This window comes from Helicobacter cappadocius (assembly GCF_030688855.1).
GTDB classification, from domain to species: Bacteria; Campylobacterota; Campylobacteria; order Campylobacterales; family Helicobacteraceae; genus Helicobacter_J; species Helicobacter_J cappadocius.
In genome coordinates, this window is the sequence record NZ_JAUYZK010000016.1 from 1 (window position 1) to 21,491 (window position 21,491).

Sequence of the window (21,491 nt, forward strand, 5' to 3'; positions counted from 1 at the left end):
AAATCCCCTTACTTGATGAAAATGGAAACCAAAGAATGAACCAAAATGGCAAACCTCTCTTTGAAATTGCCACAGAAGTACAATTAGATAAACAAGGAATTCCTAAATTAAATCAAAATACCGGAGAACCCTATTTTCAATACGCAACTAAAAAAATTCCAATAGAGCCAACACTTGAAACAAGATTTTTGTACAACATCAGTGAATTTAAAACAATTGACAAATCAAAAATTAAACCACTCAACCAAGAACAAGAATATAAAAATTTTATTCGCCATTCAAAAGATTACGATAGCTCAAACTCACCACTAATCTTCCAAGATATTGAGAAATATTTACGCACTCATACTGCAGGACAAATCGCAACTTATCTCAAAGCTCAAAATAACAATACAAGCTATGCTCTACCTGTAAGTTTAAATGAGGCTGAAAAAATTCAAGTACAAAGAAGTGCAGAGGAAACATTGAAAAAAATATTAAAAGAAGAGGGATTGATTAAAACAGAAGAAAAACAAACACCTACTCAAGATAAAGAAGAAGTATCTAAAACCCCAAAAGAACAAGAACAAGTCAAAAATGATTCTAAATCTAACAAAAAACCAAAAACACAAGACCAAACAGAACCCAAAAAAACTAAGGGCATAGGGCGATAAGCCCTTTTCCTTAAAGGAGAAAAAATGGCAAATAAAACTTTAGTAGAGATAGGTACTGGCGGTATAGAAGAGCTATCTGATAAGCAAGTCGTAGATATTTACAATGCCTTAAAGAAAAAAGATACTTATGGAATCATCGATAAATTCAAAGAACAGATGGAGCAACTTGGAAATTCCCCTGATGAACTCAAGGAATTCTTAAAAAATATGGTTGATGCTTGTAATTATGGATCTAATGTGGGTATCAGTGGATTTATTTATACTGATGATATTAAAAAGTTTTTCAGCAAAAATGAAAAAGAACTCATTCCTTTATTGCGAGACAATGAAGACCTTCTTGAAGGACATTCAAATCTTAATGGCTCAAAACTTTTGGATTTGATGATAAATGGAGATCAAAAATTAAGTAATTTTGCATTAGATGTCTATGCTTATCACATTTGTAATTTAGAACACGGAGTAAATTTGAGCAAAGATTTATCCAAAACTCCAGCTAAACAAAAATATAGCCCAAAACAAGAAGAATCTACTCCCATCAAATCAAAAACTAGAGGGCGATAAATCCTCTAGTACTTTTAAAAAGGAAAAAAATGAACCCTCGAGATTTAGAAATTCTAAAAGAAAATCTTAAGACCTTTTTACAGGTTTTTATTGGAAAAGAATCAGAAACTTTTTTTAATAGTTTTATGTATTTCTATCAAAAACTAGGTGATGATAGTAAGATATTTTTTGAAAGACTGCTTGAAGAAGCAGATAATATCAAAAATGGAAATACGACAAATATTGCTGGAGAGAATTTTATAAAGCTCTTTGAAGAAGAATTAAAAAGTCTTCAAAAACAGGAATCTAGCTCTAGCATTGAAGAACAAAAAACCATAAAAAACCTAGAAATAGGTATAGATCAAATCAAACAAAATCTCTCCAAACAAAATACTTCTAATGAAATATATGATGAAAAACCTCTAAAAATATTTAGATTGCCTATGGATTGGAAAAATTTTGAATTCAATATGAAGTTGATGTCAAAAGACATTTTAGATAAACACACTGACGAATTAAAAGATATGAATCTTTATAAAGAAGGGAATCTTCTTGGAACACCTGTTGGGATTTTTGCCAAAGACAATCTCTTTTCTGAAAATAAAATCAAAGAATTTCAAAAAGAGTATGCTAAAACTTATTTAGAAAAACTTTCTAAAAAAATAGGCATAGAGTTAGAATTTCTTGATTTCAATGCCAATAATGATATTATCTTACAATCTCAAAGTACCCTCAATCAAGCTGATTTCCTAGAATTAATCAGAGCTAATTCCAAAGATAATAATATTGAGATCAAAAATCTAAATTGGAATGTCAATATCGATGAAATAAAAGAATTTCAAAAAGAATCTAAAGAGTTTATCGATGTATTTGAAAATGAGATTAAGGAAGTCCAAGCCTTAAAGAATTCAAATGAAAAAAATATTCCTGAAGCTAAGCTAGAAAAACAAAATAATGATTTAAAAAAAGATAGTAGTCAAATTCCAGAAACCCCACAATATAGTAGTCTATTAGATTTTTTTGAGAAAAAAAGAATTGAAAATCAAAATCTCTCGATCTCCAAAGATGAATTTAAAAAAGATTTTTTGCATTATTGTAAAACCAGTATGAGTGAAGAAGAAATGAAAACTTTAGTGAGTTTATATAATAAAACACCCACTAAGCTTACCAAAGAACACAAAGAAATGATAGAAAAAGGAATGCGATACAACCTAATTAATAATAATCTCTTAGATAAAAATTTAGAAGTCTCTATTAAAACAGCTCTCAGTATGCCAGTATCTAAAAAAATCAATGTTGATGAAAATGCTAAGGGTAACAAACAACAAATACAAATAGAAGAAAAAAATCAAACCTTGTCTATTAGAAAAAGGTAGTTTATGGAAGATTTAACCCTTTTACCCCTACATGAAATATTGATCCATAATGGATTTATGATAAACAAGGACAAAAGCTCTAAAGGAAATCCTGTCTTACATAATGAAAAAGAAACACTTGTGATTACCAAAAAAGGTGATCATTATCTGTATTTCAATACTGATGGCAGTAATGATAGGGGCAATATCATTAATTTCTGTAAAAATAGAAGAGTAGATGTTAAAACGCTTATCAAAAATTATCAAAACGGGGAAGTGAATAATGTTCAAATTCCTAAATACTTTGATGATTTTGATAGGATAAATCATAGAAACATTATCAAAGAATTCAAAAATCTAAATAGCTATAACCCTCAAAAAAATCAATTCTTTAGCAATAGAGGTATTTATGATTCCACTATAGAAGCTTATAGCAACTCTTTCAAACAAGATAATTATGGAAATATCTGTTTTGCACATTATAAATTATTTGAAGATGAAAGCACCTCTAAAAAAATCATTCCCATCTGTGGGTATACCAAAAGACTTATCTACCCCTTATATAAAGATCAAGATGGAAATCTAAGAAACAAACCCCTTAAAAACATTCACTATGGAAGTAAAGGACTTGAGATTTTAAATGCCAATAATGATTTTAAAAAAATCAAACAAATTCTTTTTGCTGAATCCATTATCGATGCACTCAGCTTTATGCAACTTTATAAAGACAAATACAACTCTAATGAAATTATGCTTATTTCAACAGGTGGAAATTTCCATATAGAAGGAATCAAACCCACCTTAGATGAAATATTTAATCTCTGCAAAGAAGCTAGAATCATCACTTGTTTTGATAATGACAAAGAAGGATTAAAATTCACTCAATATATCGAAAAATATGCACTAGAAACAACCAAGAAAGGAATTTCTATCTATAAGCCTTTTGCTAAAGATGTCAATGATGATTTAAAGCTCAAACAAATCACTCAATTAACAACCCTCAATACTCAAACACTATCTAACTACCTAGAAAATCAACTCTTAAATTATCAAAGCTCTAATGAAACGACTCGCAGAAAAAACATCTTAGAAAAAATTCGAAAGATTGATGCCTTAAAACCTTTAGAGCAATCATATAAAGACAGATTCAATCAAATTTATAAACACAAAGCCATCAAGAAACTCTAAAAATAAAGCATTCAATAAAAGCTCTAAAATTTTATTTATAAGGGAATAAAAGGAGTTAGAATACCTTTATTTATAGGTCTTAAGCCCTCTCGTGGTGGCATAATATCTCTATTGAAAAGAATAGGAGAAAAAATGAGTACAGATTAATTATTTTAAATTATTAATTCATTTGAGAATTATATTTGCATAAAAAACTTGCATTCAAATAGAGTTAATGCAAAATCAAAAAAAGGATAGTAAATGTCAGATATAAAACACATACAACATGCAAGGTTAGCAAAAGAGTTTTTAGAAGGAATCAAATATTTTTATGATTTTAAGACGAAAATCCTCACAAAATATGCCATTAGCGATATGGATTATTTCAAAAAGCTTCAAAGTGATATTTTGAAAGTTCAGAATATAGAAGAGTTGAAAACGATAAGAAAAAAGCTTATGTCAGTGGGTATGAAATCTGTTGGTAATTTTATGATTTTTGAAAAATTTTATGATTTTTTAATCAACAATGCCAATGCTCTAAAAATTTCAGAACTAAAGACTTTAAAAGAAGATTTATTAGTGAATTTTCTCTATGAAAAAAGCCTTCAAAACAAATCTTCAAGCATTATTCTTTATAAGACAATGCTAGGAGATTTATTTCGCTTCTTAGATAAAAAGTGCGGTTATGCTTTTGATTTTTCTTTAAGGGGTATGAAGTTTAACAAAGAAAGCTCCTTACCAGTATTTTTGCCTGAAACTAAATTTTTAAATTTTATTGAGTATTTAAAAAATCATCATTTCAAAAAAGATTTTGATAAGAAAAATCGCTTGATTTTGCTTATTGTAGCTCTTAGTGGTTGTAGAAGTGCAGAGGTGAGAAATTTAAAACTCTCTGATTTTAAAATAACTAGAACTACAGATGGAGAAGAATATTATTCACTCAAACTTAGGGGCAAAGGAAACAAAGAAAGAATGGCAGCAATTAAAAAACAATCCATACAAGAACCTCTTAAAGAATGGCTTGAATGTGATTTGCGAAAAAGAAAATATAATCAGGAATTTTTATTTTGCAGTACTATTTCTAAAAATGATACTACAAAATATTTTTTGAAAAAAACTCTCAAAGAATTAAACCTGAAGCAAGAAAAATGCGGGTTACATATGCTAAGGCACTCTTTTGCGAGTTTTGTGTATGAGAGAACAAAAGACATTACTCTCACTCAAAATCTTTTAGGGCATAGTAGTATTGAAACAACTAAAATCTATGTGCATAGCACAACAGATTTTTCAAAACAAGTTATTAATTTATTTTAAGGATTTTAAATGGAATTTATATTTAGTCATAGTTATTGCTTATTTTGCATTGAAATTATCGATAATAGCAGCTTTTAAATATCCATTCTATTCGTTTTATTTTTTCTGGATTTTGTGGGATTTTTTTCTGATTTTAGCTTCATTTTTATACGTCTCCTAAAACATTTCTCGAAGTGGAATTAAAAATTTCTAAGATTTTTTTAATTCCTTTTCCTCGCCTATTAGTGGATAAATAGGTGGAACAATGTAATAATTTACTTGATTGTATTGACTGTAATTGTTTTGATGTTATTATGAATCAATATTTATATGATATTCATTATTAATAAATATATTCAAATGTAATAAATACACATATATATAATTATTATATTAATTTGGAATTATTATATTTAATATTAATAATTATATTGTATAATACAGAAATAAAATCATTACAAAGGAATATCACTATGACAAGAATTGATATGGAAAATAATATCATTGAATTTGAACACAAAAAAGCCTTAGATGATGCTTTTTTATTGCTTAGCTATATCCATCAAATGCCTCAATTCAAAAAAGAATCTCCCAGTGAATTTATGAATAAATGGGCGGAATCTTATCAGGATTTTTTGGAAGAAAAGAAACCATTTAAAAGATTTGAAAGAGAGTTTAAAAAGATTAGGCAAGAAAATAAAAAAGAGCAAAAAGAAATGCTAAAAGCCTTAGATAGAGGGGATATAAAAAAATTTATGGAATTGAAAAAAATCAAAATCTCATAGGAGGAAAAAATGATTATAACCATTGCCAATCAAAAAGGCGGATCAGGAAAAAGCACCCTTTGTCTCAATCTTGCTACTAAATTTTTACTAGAAGGAAAAGAAATTGTAGTTTTAGATACCGATGTGCAAAAAAGCATAGAAACCTTTGTAAATATTAGAGTAGATAAAAATATAGAATGTTTTAGTTTGTTCAATCGAACGGGCAACATCACAGATACCATCAAACAAATGATTCCTAAATATGAAAATATCATCATCGATACAAAAGGTGAAGATAGCCTAGAAAGTAGAAAAGCAATGCTCATATCTGATCTAGTGATTATTCCAAGCACTCCTTCTCAACTAGATATAGCCGTTCTTGATGAGATGTTTGAAAGAGTAGGAGAAATCCAAAGTATCAATGAAAAGCTAAAAGCTTGTGTGTTGATAAATAGAATCCCACCTATCCCTTATCTAAAAGAAAAAGAAGCAATGAAGGATTTTATCTTAGAAAATAAAGCTACCTTAGATATTGAGTTGTTAGAGAGTATTATTTCAGAGCGAATCTCACTTAAACGATGTGTTTCTGAAGGATTAAGCATATTTGAATATAGCGATGAAAAAGCAAAAAAAGAATTTTCAAAGCTTTATGAAGAACTTTGTGAGAAGTTTTTGAACTTAGAGACATCAAAAACACAATCCTCTTTAAAAATCAGCTGAGAATAAGGACTAAGTATGGAATTTAAAAAAAATAAACCAAAACCAAGTAAAGTAGAAGAAATAGGAAATTTACAGAAGATAAACTCAATCGATGAACTTTCAGCAAGATTTGAACAAAAGCTAAGCACCAAACCCTCTGAAATTTCATCTGAAGCTATTTTATCAAATAAAAGAAACAATATGTCAGGACAAAGCGAAACTGAAAAAGAGGAAAAAAAGAACTATACGGTATCACTGAGTAAAAAAGTCATTTCTGAACTCGAAGAGTTTTTGGAAGATTTTGGTGAATTTGGAGAGACTAAAAGTTCTTTTATCCAAAATGCGATTATAGAAAGCATTGAAAAGAGAAAATTCCTAATGAAAGAGAAGCTGCTAAACAAAATCAAGAAGCTAGAAAGTAAGTAGTAAAATTTAGGACTTAAATAAAATAAAAAAGGATATGTAATGGACTATAACCCAAAATTTTTAGATAATATCCATATTTGGAGCAAAGAAGAGCTTGAAATCCTTCATAAGATGAAAGAAGATATGCCTATAGAGGTATTTTTAAATTCCACTGGAGATAAGGGGCTAGTAGAGGCATATGGATTTGATTTTATCTATACCTCTGCAAAAATAGAGGGAAATACTTATGATCGATACGAAACCCTTGATTTATTAGATATGGGTATCACTGCTGGAGGAAAAAAATATAGTGATGCACTGATGATATTAAACTTAAAAGAAGTCTATAGAAGTATTTTGAATATCAACTATCCCATCAATAAAAATACTCTTAAAGAAATCCATAGCATTATCGCAAAAGATTTAGTTCAAAGACAAAATCTTGGTTCAATGCGAAAAATAGATGTTCAAATAGGCGGAAGCACTTATAAGCCATTATCAACGGGGGATAGACTGAATGCTGAGCTAGATTATCTATTTAAAATCTATCAAACAATTGATAATCCATTCAACAAAGCTCTTTATATCCATCACAACTTAGCTTATTTGCAATATTTTGAAGATTGTAATAAAAGAACCGCTAGAACAATGCAATTTATTTCTTTTAAAAATGATGGAATAATGCCTTTTATTATCACAAATTATGAAGATAGTGTTTATTCTCAATATCGAAGGACGCTTGTAAGTTATTATGAAAAAGGAGATTATGAGCCTTATAAAGAATTTTTTATGCAAAATTATAAAAAAATACATCAAGATTTGCTTAGATGGCAGGGCATTGGAATAGAAAGGGATAAACCCTTTAAACATACAATTCCTCAAACAAAGCCTAAAGAAATCTCAAAAAAGCAATCAGAATCTATTCCTAAGCCTCAAACAAAAACTAAAGCTAGGAGAAGATAACCCCTCGCTTCCCCTATTGCTATTTTTACCCCCTTATATTGTTATTTTTCTCTTTTATAGCTTCTTTGAATTGTTGTATTTCTTTGATTTGTAAGGCGATTTGATTTTGATTTTTTTGATTGATTTGTTTTAGAGGAGTATTCTGAGTATCTTTCAGAATCTTTTTTGCTAAAAGCAATTCTTTAGCGACAAAACTCAAAGCCTTTAAATTTCTTAAATGAAGAGAGCTTAGCTTGATGATTTCAGATATATCTTCAAAAGAGAGTTTAGAAATATCATTTAATCGCTCATCAAGTCTTTCTTTTTGCTTATCTATATCCAGTTTTAAATTCTGATGAATGCTTAATAATCTAGTGATTCTAGCTTCAATAAGTTCTAAAACCTCTTTTTCTTTAGCATTGATTTTGTCTAAAACTTCATTTGGTTTAAAATCAGAATCTTGTGCTTGAAACTCTTTAAGCATACGGCGATAATTTTTTATTTGTTTTAAGTGTCTATTTAGGCCAAACATATGGGTCTTTTCATTCAGAAAAATATTTTTATCAAAACCTTCATTAATATCTTTAACTCCTTGCTGGATAAAAACTTTTTCATAAGAGAGTTGATTTTCCAAAACACTCAAATGCTTAAAAAGGGATTTGGAAGCATAAGGTTTGATTTTGATAATCGAATCATACAAAGTCTTCTTTTTTTCAAAGAGATTGAATGACTTAGTAAAATGATTAAAATTCTGATCCCAATTGCTCAAATTTTCCATTTCTTTTTTCAACTCTTGAAGTCTTTGATTGTGTGAGGCAATCTTTTTTAAAATTACTTCAATTTCCTCAGGCTTATTATTTTTTTCTGCATAAAGACTAGCCATTTTTGATTCTAAAACCTTGATAGAATTTGTAGTTTTGAAATATTGGGTATTGAGATTTTTAATAGCCTCTGAATAAAAACCTCTATGATTAAAAGTTTTAGATTCTTCATTGATGGTTTGAAATTCTTGAAAAATACTATCAAGTTTTAATCTCACATCATTTTTATAATCTAGCTTCCCGCCACTAAAGTGATAGAGATCATTTTTAAAATCCTCTTTGAGTTTGAAGAAAAAATCTCTGCAATCACTTTTTTTAGCAAAACGAAGCTTTTTGCCAGTCCAAATGTTAGTTTTATTGACCAAACAATGAATGTGAGGATTGTTTTGATGAGTATGTGGAATCATAACAAACTGATACTCACTAAAATTTGATTTCATTGTTTCATACACAGAAGTTTTTAAAATTTCCATAATGGATTTACAATGGGATTCTTTCAAAGAAAAAACTAAGTGCATCGCTTCATTAGTATTTTGATTCAAACTAAAATCTGTTTGCCAATCCTCTAATACTTCTTTATAAGATTTTAATTCAAAAGATTCATTGATGGCTTTTTTATCCTCTGAATTTTTTAAAACATAATCCAAAGCATTTTTAAGATGTTTTTGTTTCATATTCCCAATGTTCTTAATCACAACATTTTTGTGATTGTCATTAGCGTATGATTTTTCATTTTTAGAATTAAAACTCTTAAAACTTTTAAAAAAGATGTGCGAGTGATTTGAATTTAAACTTGAGTGATCAGTGATACTTTTTCTCATTCTTTTGATTGGAACAAACTCAAACAAAGAATCATCTTCTAATTTATAATTTACGGGAATGTTTGTAATAACTCGCATTATATTTCTCTTTATATTTTTATATTCTGTTTTATCTAATAAGAATATCAATTAAACTTCTTCTCCCTTATATAATATTTATATGGCGGAAATAGATTTCCAAAAGAAGTCAAGCTCTTTTATTCTAACAAAAAATCAAAGAAGTGATGAATCAAAATAGTAGTTTTAATTTTTGAGATGTTTGATAAAAAGCATTCAAACTATTAATAAAAATTCTAAAGTCAATAACTAAAAAATATTTAATAAAAATATCATCTATTCTTCTTCTCCCTTATATAATATTTATATGGCGGAAATAGATTTCCAAGATAAATTTTTGATACAAAATCATTCAAAATTTTTAAAGAGATGATTGAGGAAAATTTGAAAAGAAATCTAAAAATATTTCCAATAAAATTTTCAAAAAAATATAAGGGAATTAGAGGCAAAAAAATTTTGTAGGCTGATTAGATTTTTTGTTTGGTTTGGTGTGAAAATTTTTTAGATTTTAATGCAGAGGTGGCAGATATTTTTTTGTTTGCTTTGATGGATAGTTTTTGTTCTTGTATTTGTGTGTTTTTATGATAGAAATGTATCCAAAAGCCTTAAGAATGCAGGATAACACAAAAAATATACATTTTTGTTTGCGATGCCCTATGCAGGGGGATTACAGAAGTCGATTTTAAAATAGGGACTTTGAGGGACTTTAAGATTCACTTCAGAATTTGGTTTTCATTGGTGAGTTTGAAAAAATTCTGAAGAGAAAATGTATTTGATTTTTAAAATCCAAAAATAAAAATCAAACGATGAGTTGCATTCAAACTTTCAAAAAAAATATTGAAGATTCCAAATCAAATTTGAAATAAAAAACAGAATAAAATTTCAAACGAAAATCAGAAAATAATTTTGATTTGAAAAACAAAAATGAATGACTTGAAAATCAATATCAATGATTTAAAAAACAAAAGCAAAAATTTCTGAAGATTTTTATATCAACTGAGATGAAAAATGATTTTAAAAACAGCAAAAATAATTTTGAAGCCATATGAAAAATATAAACTTGATGAAAAGAATTTAGTAGTTCTAAGCTATCTGAATCTGAATTGGAATTTGAAAGCAAAGTGAGCTTGATTTAAAAGACAAAGCATAATGATTTGAAAAACAAATCACAACCCTCTTGACAAATTTTATTTTTTTAGCCACAATGCTACCAACAATTCTTACATCTAACTTAATTTCACTTTTATGGGTAAAATTCAATTTAAATCACTAATTATAGGAAACAGATGAAAATTCTATTGAGATTGCCAAACTGGCTGGGAGATGCAATTATGGCAACTGCTGCTATTGAAGTACTCAAAGAACATTTTCCTCAAGCTAGTTTTACCATAGTAGGAACACCCATTACTTGTGCCATATTTGATCGTGATAAATCCATAACAACGCGTTTTATAGATGAGAGCAAAAAATCCAAAAACCGTCTTTTTGGCACCTATAATCTTGCTAAAAAAATTGGTAAACACGATATAAGCATCACTTTTACCAACAATATATTTTCAGCACTCCTGTTATTTTGGACAAAAACACCCATTAGAATAGGTTATGCAAAAAATCTGCGATCTTTTCTGCTAACTGATGCCCCAAAAATCAGAAAAAATACCCATCAAGTGCTTCTATATTCTTTATTGCTAAAAAATCTCTTCAAGCAATCCGAAGAAGAGATAATCGCTCAAACACCAAAATTAAAACTCATAGCACAAGATAGACATAATGATAACAATATCAGAATCGGTTTAAGTCCTGGAGCTGCTTTTGGTAGTGCCAAAAGATGGCTAAAAGAATATTTTGCTGAAACAGCCTTTTATTTTATATCAAAGGGGTATGAGGTGATTCTTTTTGGTGATAAAAATGATATAGAACCCGCAAAAGAAATCACTTCCATTATCAAAAAATTCTCTGCTGATGAAGATATATTTAAAAACTTGAGTGATTTTAGTGGCAAAACAACGATTAATTCTCTTATAGACAATATTTACAATTTGGATCTTTTTATCGCTAATGACAGCGGTCCTATGCATATGGCTAGTGCACTTGGAACACCACTAATAGCAATATTTGGTCCCACAGATGAAAGAGGATCGTATCCTTGGAAGCATCCAAATTCAGTTATCTTAAACAAAAAAATAGCCTGTGCTCCATGCAAAAAAAGAGACTGCCCTTTAAAACATCACAATTGTATGAAACTCATCACTCCTGATGAAGTTATCACACAGGCAAACCATATCTTATCAAAAAGGACTTCAAATGCAAATTGATTTTGCTAGTAGCTCTCCGCTAATGAAATATAAGATATTGAGCAACTCTATCACGCCTCGCCCTATTGCATGGATAAGCACTATTAGTGAAAATGGGGTATTAAATTTAGCTCCTTTTAGTTTTTTTGGAGTTTTAAGTGCTGATCCTGTGATTTTCTCTGTATGCATCAGCCCAAAAAGTGATGGAAACATAAAGGACACCCTAAAAAATATTTTACAAAACAAAAAAGCTACGATTGCTATGATCGAACAAAAAAATCTAAAATCTATGCACCAAAGCTCACAAGAACTCCCTTATGAAATAAGTGAGGCGGTAAAATTTAATATCCAAATGGAAATCATTCATAGCAACTATCCTCCTATACCTAAAGAAACAAATGTTGCTTTTATGTGTGAATTTTATGATTCACTAGATATTGGAAAAAACTCTCAATCAATTTTACTTCAAGCAAAGGAATGTTTTATTGACGATAAAATCTACACACAAGATTTGCACTTTACACTACAAAATATAGGAAGAGTAGGAAACTGCTATCAAATTTCAAGCCAACTTGTGCAAAGCAAAGATTTAAATTAGTTTTATATAGCATTTGTCTTTCTATATCCTGATTTAATCCTCTTATCTCTGCTTATCGTGCATGTACGATATAATTTTGCAAGATAACAATTTGTTGTTAAAATCAGGAGATGAGATGAAAAAACTTTTTTTATGTGCTGTTTGTAGTTGTTTGATAGCGACAAATTCTTTTGGAATGAACGAAGATGGGAAAACTGGATTTTTTGCAGGAATTGATCTAAGTGCAGCAACTTTCAAATACTTAGATGATGTTACAGGCGAACGCATACCTCCAGGCGATAATACCTATGTATTAGGCACTCATTATAAAGCTTCTTTTAACTATGGGATTAAATTTGGCTATCAATTTTATGGCACACCCAATCATGGACTTGCAATCACAGCTCATCTGAATATGGGAGATTATAGCATCAACGCAAAAGATACCGAATCTGCTAAAGCAGGTGTTAGCGTAGATAAAAAATCAAACTATTTTGCATTCAGATATGGTGTTGATATGGATTATTTATTTGATTTTTATAATTCTCAAAGCAACGCTATCGGTCTTTCTGCGGGAATTGGTTATGAATTCGCCAACTATATAAAGGGAAAAACAGACATCAATTTTTCAGGTGATATGAAAGCAAATATTGATTCATTCAGAAATTCCCTTTTTGGAAATGGGGCTTATATCAATCTTGGACTTCACTATTATTTTGAAAAACATCAATTTGAAATCGGAGCAAGATTGCCATTTAGTATTTTTGGTTCTGACAGCTATAATGCTAATGGAAATGCACAATCAGAACTTTCCAAAACATCTGCAACATCGCCAATCTATCAAAATGTTAAGATCATAGCAAACGCCTCTTATCACTTCAACTACACCTATCGATTTTAAACTAATACAAAAAATAAAAATGGTTTTTAAATGATTTGTGAGAGTTTTTTGGAGTGTGGAGGCTGTCAATTGCCTCAAGAATACAATAAGCAATTTGAACAAAAATTCGAAGAATTTTTAGAACTTTTTGGTTTTAAAAGCAATGATGTAGAAAAATTTTTCTCCCCCTCTAGTGGGTTTAGAGCTAGAGGGGAGTTCAGACTACATACAGAAAATAACAAAATCTATCTATCTATGAACCCCTATGGTCAAAATAATCGTGTCAAAATCTCCACTTGTCCAATTTTGTTGCCTTATCTTCAAGATAAGCTAACAATACTACTTTTACATATCAATGCTAACCCTGTAATAAAGGATAAACTCTATGGAGTAAAAATACTTGGAGGATTAAGAGGTGAAGCTATCATCACACTTATTTATCACAAAAAACTAGATCTTTGCTGGGAAGAAAATGCTCTTAGACTTGCTCAAGAATTAGAGTGTTTTATCATAGGAAGAAGCAAAGGAGAGAGGAGGATCATTGGCAGAGATTTTATCAATGAAACTTTATCTATCAATGGAGAAAAATTCTTTTATATTCAAAAAGAAGGAAATTTTTCACAGCCCAACCCTTATATAAACACTCAAATGATAGAGTTTGTTCTCTCAAAACTACCAGCAGCACTCTCCACAGATTTGCTTGAAATGTATTGTGGAAGCGGGAATTTTACTCTTGCACTCTCTAAGAGATTCAACAAAATCCTCGCTACTGAAGTAGTTAAATCTGCTATCAAAGTTTTAGAAAAAAATGCAGAAAATAACGATATACACAACATTACCGCAGCTCGTTTGAGTGGTTATGAGACCATAGAAGCACTAGACAGACAAAGGGCTTTTTTTCGTCTCAGAGAAATAGACTTAGATAAATTCAACTTCTCGCATATTTTTATCGATCCTCCAAGAAGTGGCATTTGCGACTTGGATATGCTGAATTTTATTCAAAGATTTGACTCTATTATCTATATATCCTGCAACCCTCTCTCACTCAAAGAAGATTTGAAAACTTTACAAAAAACTCATAAAATAGAGCATTGCGGAGTATTTGATCAATTTCCATATACTCATCATCTTGAATGCGGGATTATCCTCAAAAGGCTTTAAAACTTGATTTCTTATTGTTTCATCCAAGTATTCACATTACCCTTGTAAGAGATATTATCATCTTCCAAAATTTGTATAATTTTTGAAATTTCTTCACCTGAATTCAATTTTTCAAATCCATCTTCACAATGACAATAGTGCATATTTATAGATACTACCCCATCGATTTTTTCCAATTCTTTAAAAAAATAAATCTCCTCATTTGAATCTTTTGCTTCTATGGTAACAATAATGATTTCGCCTTCAATAATCGCGATTTCAACACCATTAAGAGAATAAATATCTTGGATTATTCTCTCTAAACACTTTGGATTTATTTTAATAATAACGCTTGAAATATTCACTACTTTCCTTTTTGAGATTCAACAATACTGATAGCTCCCTGAGGACAAATACTCACACACAAGCCACAAGCAGTACATGTATTCAGTATTTCTGGATAAAACATTCCGCTGAACTTAATAGAAGTTTTGCAAACATCTTGACATGATAGACATATCACCTGATGATAAGACAAGCACAAAGATACATCAATCTTTGCTTTGCCTTCTATTATATTCTCCATCAAAGAATTCAACACAGCCTTCCCTTTTTCCTCACAAACAAATGCACATTTTTTGCAAAATATACATCCTTTATTTTTAAAGTCCAAATACGGTATTTCGCCTTCTTTTTTAAAAATAATACTCTCTTCACACGCATTCACACAATACCCTCTACACTCTGTGCAAACATCAATAGAGCCTTTTATATAAGGCAAATTGATTACAGAAGGGGTTTTTTTGAAACTAAAAAAATCTCTTCTTGAACCCATCTATTTTACACCCTTATTGATGACATCTAAAAGATCAGAACTAGACTTTTCCTTCTCGTTGCTAAATACTGGCGTGAAAGTATTTTTCACCAATGGGACTAGATTTGATTGAGGAATGTGGCATTGAGTGCAATTATAACGACTTTCTGAAATACCATCTTTTATAAATTTATGATTTCTTAAATCATAAGTATGGGATTTAGGAACAGGTGTCGCTCCTACAGATTCTGCAACATCGCTTGCATGGCAGCTCAAACACATATTATTATCTTGAGTAATATCAAGCATTCCCTCTGTGCTGTGAGGTATCAAGGGTGGGGCATTTTCATAAGAACGTTCTATGTTTTTTGACTCTCCTGCAGGAGTTTGAGAATATTCAAAATTTTTTAACTCCACACTCTTATCATCTCCCAAAGAAGCTCCTCTTAGACCCAAAGAATTATCAGATATTTCATCTGTTTTTTTATCAACATTTGAACACGCCAACAAAACTACACATACGCTTATCAAAGCCAATATTTTAATTTTCATCTTATCCCCCTTATGCTTTATAGACTTTTATGGCACATTTTTTATAATCAGTTTGTTTAGAGAGCGGACAAGTCGCATCCAAGCAAACCTTGTTGATATAGACATTCTCATCAAACCAAGGAATATACACAAGTCCTTTTGGCACTCTGTTTCTTCCTGCAATATCAATCCTTGCTTTAACCCTTCCTCTTCTACTTTCAACCCAAATTACATCACCTTGAATAAAATTGTTTTTGAGTGCATCATCAGGATTCATATAACACAACGCTTCAGGCATAGCCTTATAAAGTTCAGGAACTCTCATCGTCATAGTTCCACTATGCCAATGCTCCAAAACTCTTCCTGTGCAAAGCCACATCGGATATTTTTCATCAGGCATTTCACAAGGATCCATATAAGGGCGAAAAAATATTTTGGCTTTATTGTGTATAGATACTTTCTTCTCCCCTGCTTTTAGCAAATTACCTTGATTCAAAAAAGCATCCTTATTGCCATAAAATGCAATATCTCTTCCATCTCCAAATTTTTTAGCATAAGGATCGTATTTGGAATTAAACCTCCATCTAGTTTCCTTTCCATCTACCACTGGCCATCTAAGTCCTCTAACTTTGTGATAAATATCAAACTCTGCTAAATCGTGTCCATGTCCTATTCCAAACTTTCTATACTCTTCCCACAAATATTTCTGTATAAAAAATCCATACCCTTTAAAAGGTTTTCCATCACTTCCTAGAACATTTCTTTCATCCCCAAAGACTTCAGAATTCATCGCTCCATTTTGAAGCAATTCTTCTTTGAGATCAAAAGCTCTCGCATTTTTATTTCCAAACAACACATCAAAAAGAGTATCATCAGGGCTATAGCCCATTTTTTGTGCCTGATCTAAGATAGGTTTAAGTCCTAGCTCCTTGTCTTGAGTATTCCAAATTTCTTTTATTTTAAAACGTTTAGCGAACTCAAAAATCTGCCAAGTATCGCTCATTGAATCTCCTTGAGGAAGAACTTGTTGTTTCCAATGTTGTGTTCTGCGTTCGGCATTTCCATACGCACCCCATTTTTCATAAATCATCGCAGTTGGCAATACCAAATCAGCAACCCTTGCTGAAATTCCCGGATAACAATCACTCACCACAATAAAATTATCCATCTCTCTAGCAGCTTTTATCCAATGATTTGCATTAGCAGTATTTTGCCAAGGATTATTCACAGCTACCCAAACCCATTTAATTTTTCCATCTTCAATATCTCTCATCATGCTCAAATACGGAGATCCTGGTTTTGGGTTGATGGTTCCACTAGGAAGATTCCATATTTTTTCTGCGATTTCTCTATGTTTTGGATTATTAACCACCATATCTGCTGGAAGCCTATGAGAAAATGTTCCTACCTCTCTAGCTGTTCCACAAGCGCTAGGTTGTCCAGTAAGAGAAAAAGCCCCATTTCCAGGTTTAGATTGTTTTCCAAGCAACATATGCACCATATAACTCTGCTCATTTACCCAAGAACCTCTTTGATGTTGATTAAAACCCATTGTCCAAAAACTCACCACTTTTCTATTTTTTTCGATATAAAGATCAGCAAGATTGCGGAGTTTTTGTTTAAAATCTTCGATACTTTCATTTTCATCTCCTTTAGCAAGATTTGCCACAAAATCCAATGTATAAGGCTCAAGTGCTTTTTTAAAATCATCAAACCCAATCTCCCAATGAATATCAGGCTTTAAAGCATTATCCATTTTCATTTCTTCTCCTGCTTTCATCCCCAAATATTGCAGAGCTATTGCTTCATTTTCGCTCAAAGTTTTTTTGACTTCTTTTGCGACAGTATCTTTTTCTTCAGAACTAAACCCCCTATGATTAGGATCATTTCGCATTCCATATCCAATATTTACAACCCCTGTACTAAAAACACAGTTTTGTTTTACAAAAGCTTCATCAATAGCTTCAGAGTGATTATAAACAATCTCTCTAGCAATATAATTCCAAATTGCCAAATCCGTAGAGGGCTTAAATACAATTTCAATATCTGCAATATCTGAAGTTCTATTGCTATAAGTGGTTAAATTTACAACCTTGACCCTTGAAGCATTATTAAGTTTTCTATCAGTAACCCTACTCCACAAAATAGGGTGCATTTCAGCCATATTCGCTCCCCAGCTAATAACAGTATCTGTAAGTTCAATATCATCATAGCAACCTGAAGGCTCATCTATTCCAAAAGTCTGCATAAATCCCACCACAGCACTTGCCATGCAGTGTCTAGCATTAGGATCTAAGTTGTTGCTCCTAAAACCAGCTTTCATCAATTTTACTGATGCGTAGCCTTCAGGAATAGTATATTGCCCACTAGCCATAATCGCAACACCCTTAGGACCTTTTTCTTCATAGGTTTTGCGAAATTGTTTTTCCATCTCATCAAAGGCTCTTTGCCAACTTACAGGATAAAACTTTCCCTTTTTGTCAAATTCACCCTTAGTATTCATTCTTAAAAGTGGTTGTGTTAATCTATCCTCTCCATACATGATTTTTGCACAAAAATAACCTTTGATGCAATTCAATCCAGCATTCACTGGAGATTTTGGATCCCCCTTAATAGCGATGATTTTTTTATCTTTTGTCGCCACCATAATCCCGCAGCCCGTACCACAAAATCTACATACTGCCTTATCCCATTTCCAGTCTTTTTGGGCAAGTGTCGCATCAGCATTCAATCTACTAGGAACACTCAATCCTGCACTTGAAGCCGCTGAAGCTATGGCAACAGCCTTAATAAAATCTCTTCTAGTAAGTTCCATCATCTTCTCCTTATGCTTTTTTAGCATAAAGATTGTATATTTCCCTGCGAACTCAAACCTTGATATATATCAAATACAAAAAACCTCTATTTTTGCTTGGGAATTTTTGGCATAGGTCTAGTGCTTTGCCAAGCAGGAGGAGAATATTTTCTAGCTTCCTTTCTTTTTTTCTCTTCTTCTATTTGTTTTTGCTCTTTTTGTTTGGTCTGCATTATTTGTTTTTTCTCCCCTCCATAGCTTTTGAAATGATTATTCTCATAAAAAGTCTTATCTTTAGATTCTTCTTTTTCTTTATATGGAGTGAGATAATTTATGGGAGCTACTTTTTGTGGTTTTGGTGGCATTGGTCGCAGATTCAAAGACTTGTAAGTTTTAGGAGGCTTTTGCCCAAACTTATAGCGAATCCCTGCTGAAAGTACCCAATAGGTATTAATCTGTCCGAAAAACTCGCTCTTAAAATCAAGATGTAGCTTCAAACTATCATTGAAAAACATCCAATCCACGCCCCCTCCAAATCCTAAACGATTATCTATTTTTTTGGAATTACCATAAAGAGGAACATTCGCATCATCAATAAGCGTCACATTTCCTCCCAGGTTTATATCATTGCTATATTCAATATGTCCTCTTAGATTGAGTGAAGAATAAAGATAATCATAACGTTTAAGAACCCCTAAACCAATCTTTGTAATAAGTGCGGGAGAAAAATGAAGATGTGCTTTGATGTTAGAGTGGGATTGATTGTCTTGAAACTTAAGAGTATTTCCAAATATCAAACCTGGCGTGAAGGAAAAATAAGGTTGGATATAAATACTTTCATCTCTTACTTTAGTTTTTTCGATTGCATTTCTACAAAAAATCTTTTGGACACATCTCTCAACGGTTTTTGTCCTTACCAGATAAAAAGGGTAGAAATTATATCCTACCTTTGCACTCAGCAACAAAATATTATTGCCAAACTTAACGGGAGATTGGGCTTGATATATATTTGTATGAATACCGCTATAAATATATTTTGCATTTGCATCTATCACCCAACCTTTTTGATCAATATACCCTCCATAAGCTCCAAAACCAATGGAATTGGAATATCCATCAAATCCCTTATCCCCTGCATACATCTTCGTATAATCTAACGAACCTCCATAAAAATATCTTTTTTCTTCAAAGGTTTCTCCTTTATCATACCCACCTTGAAAATTATAAAATAGATTTTGAGTTGTCTTATCTCCAAAGGGCTGTTTTTCATAAATCCCTCCACCATATACTTTTGCCCAAAGACCATTGAGTGTAGGAGGATAAAAAAAATCCTCCAATCTGCTATGAGCTGAATCTCCCTCAAGACGAAAAATTTGATAAGGGAGTGAGAGAACATCTAAAAGAGTTCTAGCTGTTTGACTAGGTGTCCTATCAATACTTCCTAATATCCATTGAGTACTTGCTCCGCCGTCTTTTTTTTGTAACACTGGGGTGTAATCATATAGACCGATAATAGTAGCGATGCCCTTAAAATCAGCTCCATCTGCTACAGTCTTTGCAGAAGCAACGGCTATATTTTTGCCACTGGCATCTAAAATAATCTGTTTTGGATTCTGATAAATCTGAATATAATTGACTGAATTAAGATTTCCAACCTCTATTTTATCGCTCTTTGCAGACGCAATATCTGTCATCAAAGCAAACACACCATTTTCTCCATTAACATTTTCCACCTTTAGGATACGAGGCGAAAAACCAGCATAATCTCTAGGACAATTATCATTAGCACAATACACACCAGCTACATTACTAGAAGCATATTTCATAAGATTTACAATTGAAAAATCTCTTTGTGTTTTGGAATCTAGGTTTGTGGATTCATCTAATGAAGGGTTATCCATAGTTATGGTATTTATTCTGGAGTTAGAGGTAAGATACCATTTTCCTCCATTGCTCAAATAAAGATGAGAATCTGATCCGCTATCAAGAGTTTTTCCCATCCAAAATGAATCCGGATTGGTTAGGTTCATATAAAAAATCGTACCTGCTCCAAATTTTACATCTCCTTTGAGCTGAATAATATTATCAGGATTTAGAGTTTGATGTGTTGTTGTATCTGCATTTACATAAATATCTCCTTGAGCACCTCCATCTTCTGTATAAAAAATTGTTCGTAAAAAATTAGGAGAGCTAGTAGGAGCAGCATTATTGACATCTACAATAAGATTTTTATTAAAAACATAAGAGCCTTTTGGAGCTCCTAAATCTGAACCATTTTGAACGAATACGCCTCTTGCTATATTTGAATTATCTGCCACCTTAACTGAAGTATTTACATCAAAGATAATATTACCATTCCCGGCCATTTCTCTGTATGCAAATAATTCAAACTGCGAACCTGAAACCCTACTGCCATCATAAAAAAAGTTCAACTCTCCATCCCCGCTGAATGTATATTTCTTAGAATTAGAGCTAAAAAAAGCAGCAGTAAACCAATCATCTTTACTATTAGATGGGGGGGAAAAATTGATATTTACAATAGCATTGTTTTGGATAGAAATATTTTTTCTTGGCAAAATTCCATTAGGAACAATAGGAGTATCAAAATTTAGATCAGTATTTTTGTCATAAGTAACAACATCAGCACCATACAAGGGAAAATTAATGGCAATGAACATTAAAATAACAATTAAAATACGGTCATTCATTCCTTTTTTCGCCTTCAGAACTGTTCTTATAATACATTCTCTTAAACAAATTACATTCCATTTATGATATTTTATGCTCAATAATTCAAAAAATCTATCTAAGATTTCAAATATCCAGAAAAACAAGAAATAACTGCAAAAAAATAAAATTGACAATTGTTGATAATATTGAGATAATGTAGAATGTTTGAATGATTTTCATCTGTAAAATCGTGTCATCACAATACAAACCTTAT

General features: G+C 31.2%; 18 protein-coding genes and 1 pseudogene. 13 read left to right on the top strand and 6 right to left on the bottom strand.

The annotated features are described in order from the left end of the window. The 9 genes and pseudogenes from Q5I06_RS08295 to Q5I06_RS08335 all read left to right on the top strand — a co-directional run. Positions 1-653, top strand: a pseudogene (locus tag Q5I06_RS08295) (hypothetical protein); the annotation flags it as partial. 24 nt (positions 654-677) lie between these two features. Continuing rightward, complete coding sequence (locus Q5I06_RS08300; RefSeq protein ID WP_305517768.1) at positions 678-1,214, top strand: DUF7222 domain-containing protein; 537 nt, start codon at positions 678-680, stop codon at positions 1,212-1,214. Positions 1,215-1,243: 29 nt separating this feature from the next. Further along, complete coding sequence (locus tag Q5I06_RS08305) at positions 1,244-2,569, top strand: hypothetical protein (RefSeq protein WP_305517767.1); 1,326 nt, start codon at positions 1,244-1,246, stop codon at positions 2,567-2,569. A 3-nt stretch (positions 2,570-2,572) separates the two neighbouring features. Further along, positions 2,573-3,736 (top strand): toprim domain-containing protein, encoded by a 1,164-nt coding sequence (locus Q5I06_RS08310; RefSeq protein WP_305517766.1) that lies wholly within the window; start codon positions 2,573-2,575, stop codon positions 3,734-3,736. Between the two features lie 240 nt (positions 3,737-3,976). Continuing rightward, positions 3,977-5,029 carry a tyrosine-type recombinase/integrase gene (locus Q5I06_RS08315; protein ID WP_305517765.1) on the top strand — a complete coding sequence of 351 codons (1,053 nt, stop codon included), beginning with the start codon at positions 3,977-3,979 and terminating at the stop codon, positions 5,027-5,029. Positions 5,030-5,481: 452 nt separating this feature from the next. Next, complete coding sequence (locus Q5I06_RS08320) at positions 5,482-5,793, top strand: hypothetical protein (protein WP_305517764.1); 312 nt, start codon at positions 5,482-5,484, stop codon at positions 5,791-5,793. A gap of 9 nt (positions 5,794-5,802) precedes the next feature. Next, entirely contained in the window at positions 5,803-6,492 is a 690-nt protein-coding gene (locus Q5I06_RS08325) for an AAA family ATPase (protein WP_305517763.1), read from the top strand. Positions 6,493-6,507: 15 nt separating this feature from the next. Then, a complete protein-coding gene (locus tag Q5I06_RS08330; RefSeq protein WP_305517762.1) occupies positions 6,508-6,897 on the top strand; it encodes a hypothetical protein in 390 nt (129 codons plus the stop codon). A 39-nt stretch (positions 6,898-6,936) separates the two neighbouring features. Continuing rightward, a complete protein-coding gene (locus Q5I06_RS08335; protein ID WP_305517761.1) occupies positions 6,937-7,839 on the top strand; it encodes a Fic family protein in 903 nt (300 codons plus the stop codon). 25 nt (positions 7,840-7,864) lie between these two features. On the opposite strand, the gene Q5I06_RS08340 is transcribed toward Q5I06_RS08335, so the two are convergent. After that, a complete protein-coding gene (locus Q5I06_RS08340; protein ID WP_305517760.1) occupies positions 7,865-9,538 on the bottom strand; it encodes a relaxase/mobilization nuclease domain-containing protein in 1,674 nt (557 codons plus the stop codon). 1,265 nt (positions 9,539-10,803) lie between these two features. Between Q5I06_RS08340 and waaF the strand changes: the two genes are divergently transcribed. The 4 genes from waaF to trmA all read left to right on the top strand — a co-directional run bounded on the left by waaF (position 10,804) and on the right by trmA (position 14,429). Continuing rightward, positions 10,804-11,832, top strand: a complete 1,029-nt coding sequence (gene waaF / locus Q5I06_RS08345) for a lipopolysaccharide heptosyltransferase II (RefSeq protein ID WP_305517759.1) — start codon at positions 10,804-10,806, stop codon at positions 11,830-11,832. After that, positions 11,822-12,409, top strand: a complete 588-nt coding sequence (locus Q5I06_RS08350) for a flavin reductase family protein (protein WP_305517758.1) — start codon at positions 11,822-11,824, stop codon at positions 12,407-12,409. The genes waaF and Q5I06_RS08350 overlap by 11 nt, the downstream gene beginning before the upstream one ends. Positions 12,410-12,524: 115 nt before the next feature. Continuing rightward, a complete protein-coding gene (locus Q5I06_RS08355) occupies positions 12,525-13,289 on the top strand; it encodes an outer membrane beta-barrel protein (RefSeq protein ID WP_305517757.1) in 765 nt (254 codons plus the stop codon). A 30-nt stretch (positions 13,290-13,319) separates the two neighbouring features. Beyond that, positions 13,320-14,429 (top strand): tRNA (uridine(54)-C5)-methyltransferase TrmA, encoded by a 1,110-nt coding sequence (gene trmA, locus Q5I06_RS08360; protein WP_305520932.1) that lies wholly within the window; start codon positions 13,320-13,322, stop codon positions 14,427-14,429. 11 nt (positions 14,430-14,440) lie between these two features. Here the strand turns inward: trmA and Q5I06_RS08365 are convergent, their stop codons facing one another. The 5 genes from Q5I06_RS08365 to Q5I06_RS08385 form a co-directional block, all read right to left on the bottom strand. Next, positions 14,441-14,773 (bottom strand): chaperone NapD, encoded by a 333-nt coding sequence (locus Q5I06_RS08365; RefSeq protein ID WP_305517755.1) that lies wholly within the window; start codon positions 14,771-14,773, stop codon positions 14,441-14,443. Continuing rightward, a complete protein-coding gene (locus tag Q5I06_RS08370) occupies positions 14,773-15,243 on the bottom strand; it encodes a 4Fe-4S binding protein (RefSeq protein ID WP_305517754.1) in 471 nt (156 codons plus the stop codon). Before Q5I06_RS08370 ends, Q5I06_RS08365 begins: the two co-directional genes overlap by 1 nt. Continuing rightward, the gene (locus Q5I06_RS08375) at positions 15,244-15,774 is read right to left on the bottom strand and encodes a nitrate reductase cytochrome c-type subunit (RefSeq protein WP_305517753.1); all 531 of its coding nucleotides are present in this window, start codon (positions 15,772-15,774) and stop codon (positions 15,244-15,246) included. Positions 15,775-15,784: 10 nt separating this feature from the next. Then, a complete protein-coding gene (gene napA / locus Q5I06_RS08380) occupies positions 15,785-18,568 on the bottom strand; it encodes a nitrate reductase catalytic subunit NapA (protein ID WP_305517752.1) in 2,784 nt (927 codons plus the stop codon). An 86-nt stretch (positions 18,569-18,654) separates the two neighbouring features. Continuing rightward, a complete protein-coding gene (locus Q5I06_RS08385; RefSeq protein WP_305517751.1) occupies positions 18,655-21,255 on the bottom strand; it encodes an autotransporter outer membrane beta-barrel domain-containing protein in 2,601 nt (866 codons plus the stop codon). Between the last annotated feature and the right edge of the window lie 236 nt (positions 21,256-21,491).

Bases quoted from the DNA above. Each gene is read 5' to 3' on its own strand.
- Q5I06_RS08300 (WP_305517768.1), top strand. From the start codon at position 678: ATGGCAAATAAAACTTTAGTAGAGATAGGTACTGGCGGTATAGAAGAG.
- Q5I06_RS08305 (WP_305517767.1), top strand. From the start codon at position 1,244: ATGAACCCTCGAGATTTAGAAATTCTAAAAGAAAATCTTAAGACCTTT.
- Q5I06_RS08310 (WP_305517766.1), top strand. From the start codon at position 2,573: ATGGAAGATTTAACCCTTTTACCCCTACATGAAATATTGATCCATAAT.
- Q5I06_RS08315 (WP_305517765.1), top strand. From the start codon at position 3,977: ATGTCAGATATAAAACACATACAACATGCAAGGTTAGCAAAAGAGTTT.
- Q5I06_RS08320 (WP_305517764.1), top strand. From the start codon at position 5,482: ATGACAAGAATTGATATGGAAAATAATATCATTGAATTTGAACACAAA.
- Q5I06_RS08325 (WP_305517763.1), top strand. From the start codon at position 5,803: ATGATTATAACCATTGCCAATCAAAAAGGCGGATCAGGAAAAAGCACC.
- Q5I06_RS08330 (WP_305517762.1), top strand. From the start codon at position 6,508: ATGGAATTTAAAAAAAATAAACCAAAACCAAGTAAAGTAGAAGAAATA.
- Q5I06_RS08335 (WP_305517761.1), top strand. From the start codon at position 6,937: ATGGACTATAACCCAAAATTTTTAGATAATATCCATATTTGGAGCAAA.
- Q5I06_RS08340 (WP_305517760.1), bottom strand. From the start codon at position 9,538: ATGCGAGTTATTACAAACATTCCCGTAAATTATAAATTAGAAGATGAT.
- waaF (WP_305517759.1), top strand. From the start codon at position 10,804: ATGAAAATTCTATTGAGATTGCCAAACTGGCTGGGAGATGCAATTATG.
- Q5I06_RS08350 (WP_305517758.1), top strand. From the start codon at position 11,822: ATGCAAATTGATTTTGCTAGTAGCTCTCCGCTAATGAAATATAAGATA.
- Q5I06_RS08355 (WP_305517757.1), top strand. From the start codon at position 12,525: ATGAAAAAACTTTTTTTATGTGCTGTTTGTAGTTGTTTGATAGCGACA.
- trmA (WP_305520932.1), top strand. From the start codon at position 13,320: ATGATTTGTGAGAGTTTTTTGGAGTGTGGAGGCTGTCAATTGCCTCAA.
- Q5I06_RS08370 (WP_305517754.1), bottom strand. From the start codon at position 15,243: ATGGGTTCAAGAAGAGATTTTTTTAGTTTCAAAAAAACCCCTTCTGTA.
- Q5I06_RS08375 (WP_305517753.1), bottom strand. From the start codon at position 15,774: ATGAAAATTAAAATATTGGCTTTGATAAGCGTATGTGTAGTTTTGTTG.
- napA (WP_305517752.1), bottom strand. From the start codon at position 18,568: ATGGAACTTACTAGAAGAGATTTTATTAAGGCTGTTGCCATAGCTTCA.
- Q5I06_RS08385 (WP_305517751.1), bottom strand. From the start codon at position 21,255: ATGAATGACCGTATTTTAATTGTTATTTTAATGTTCATTGCCATTAAT.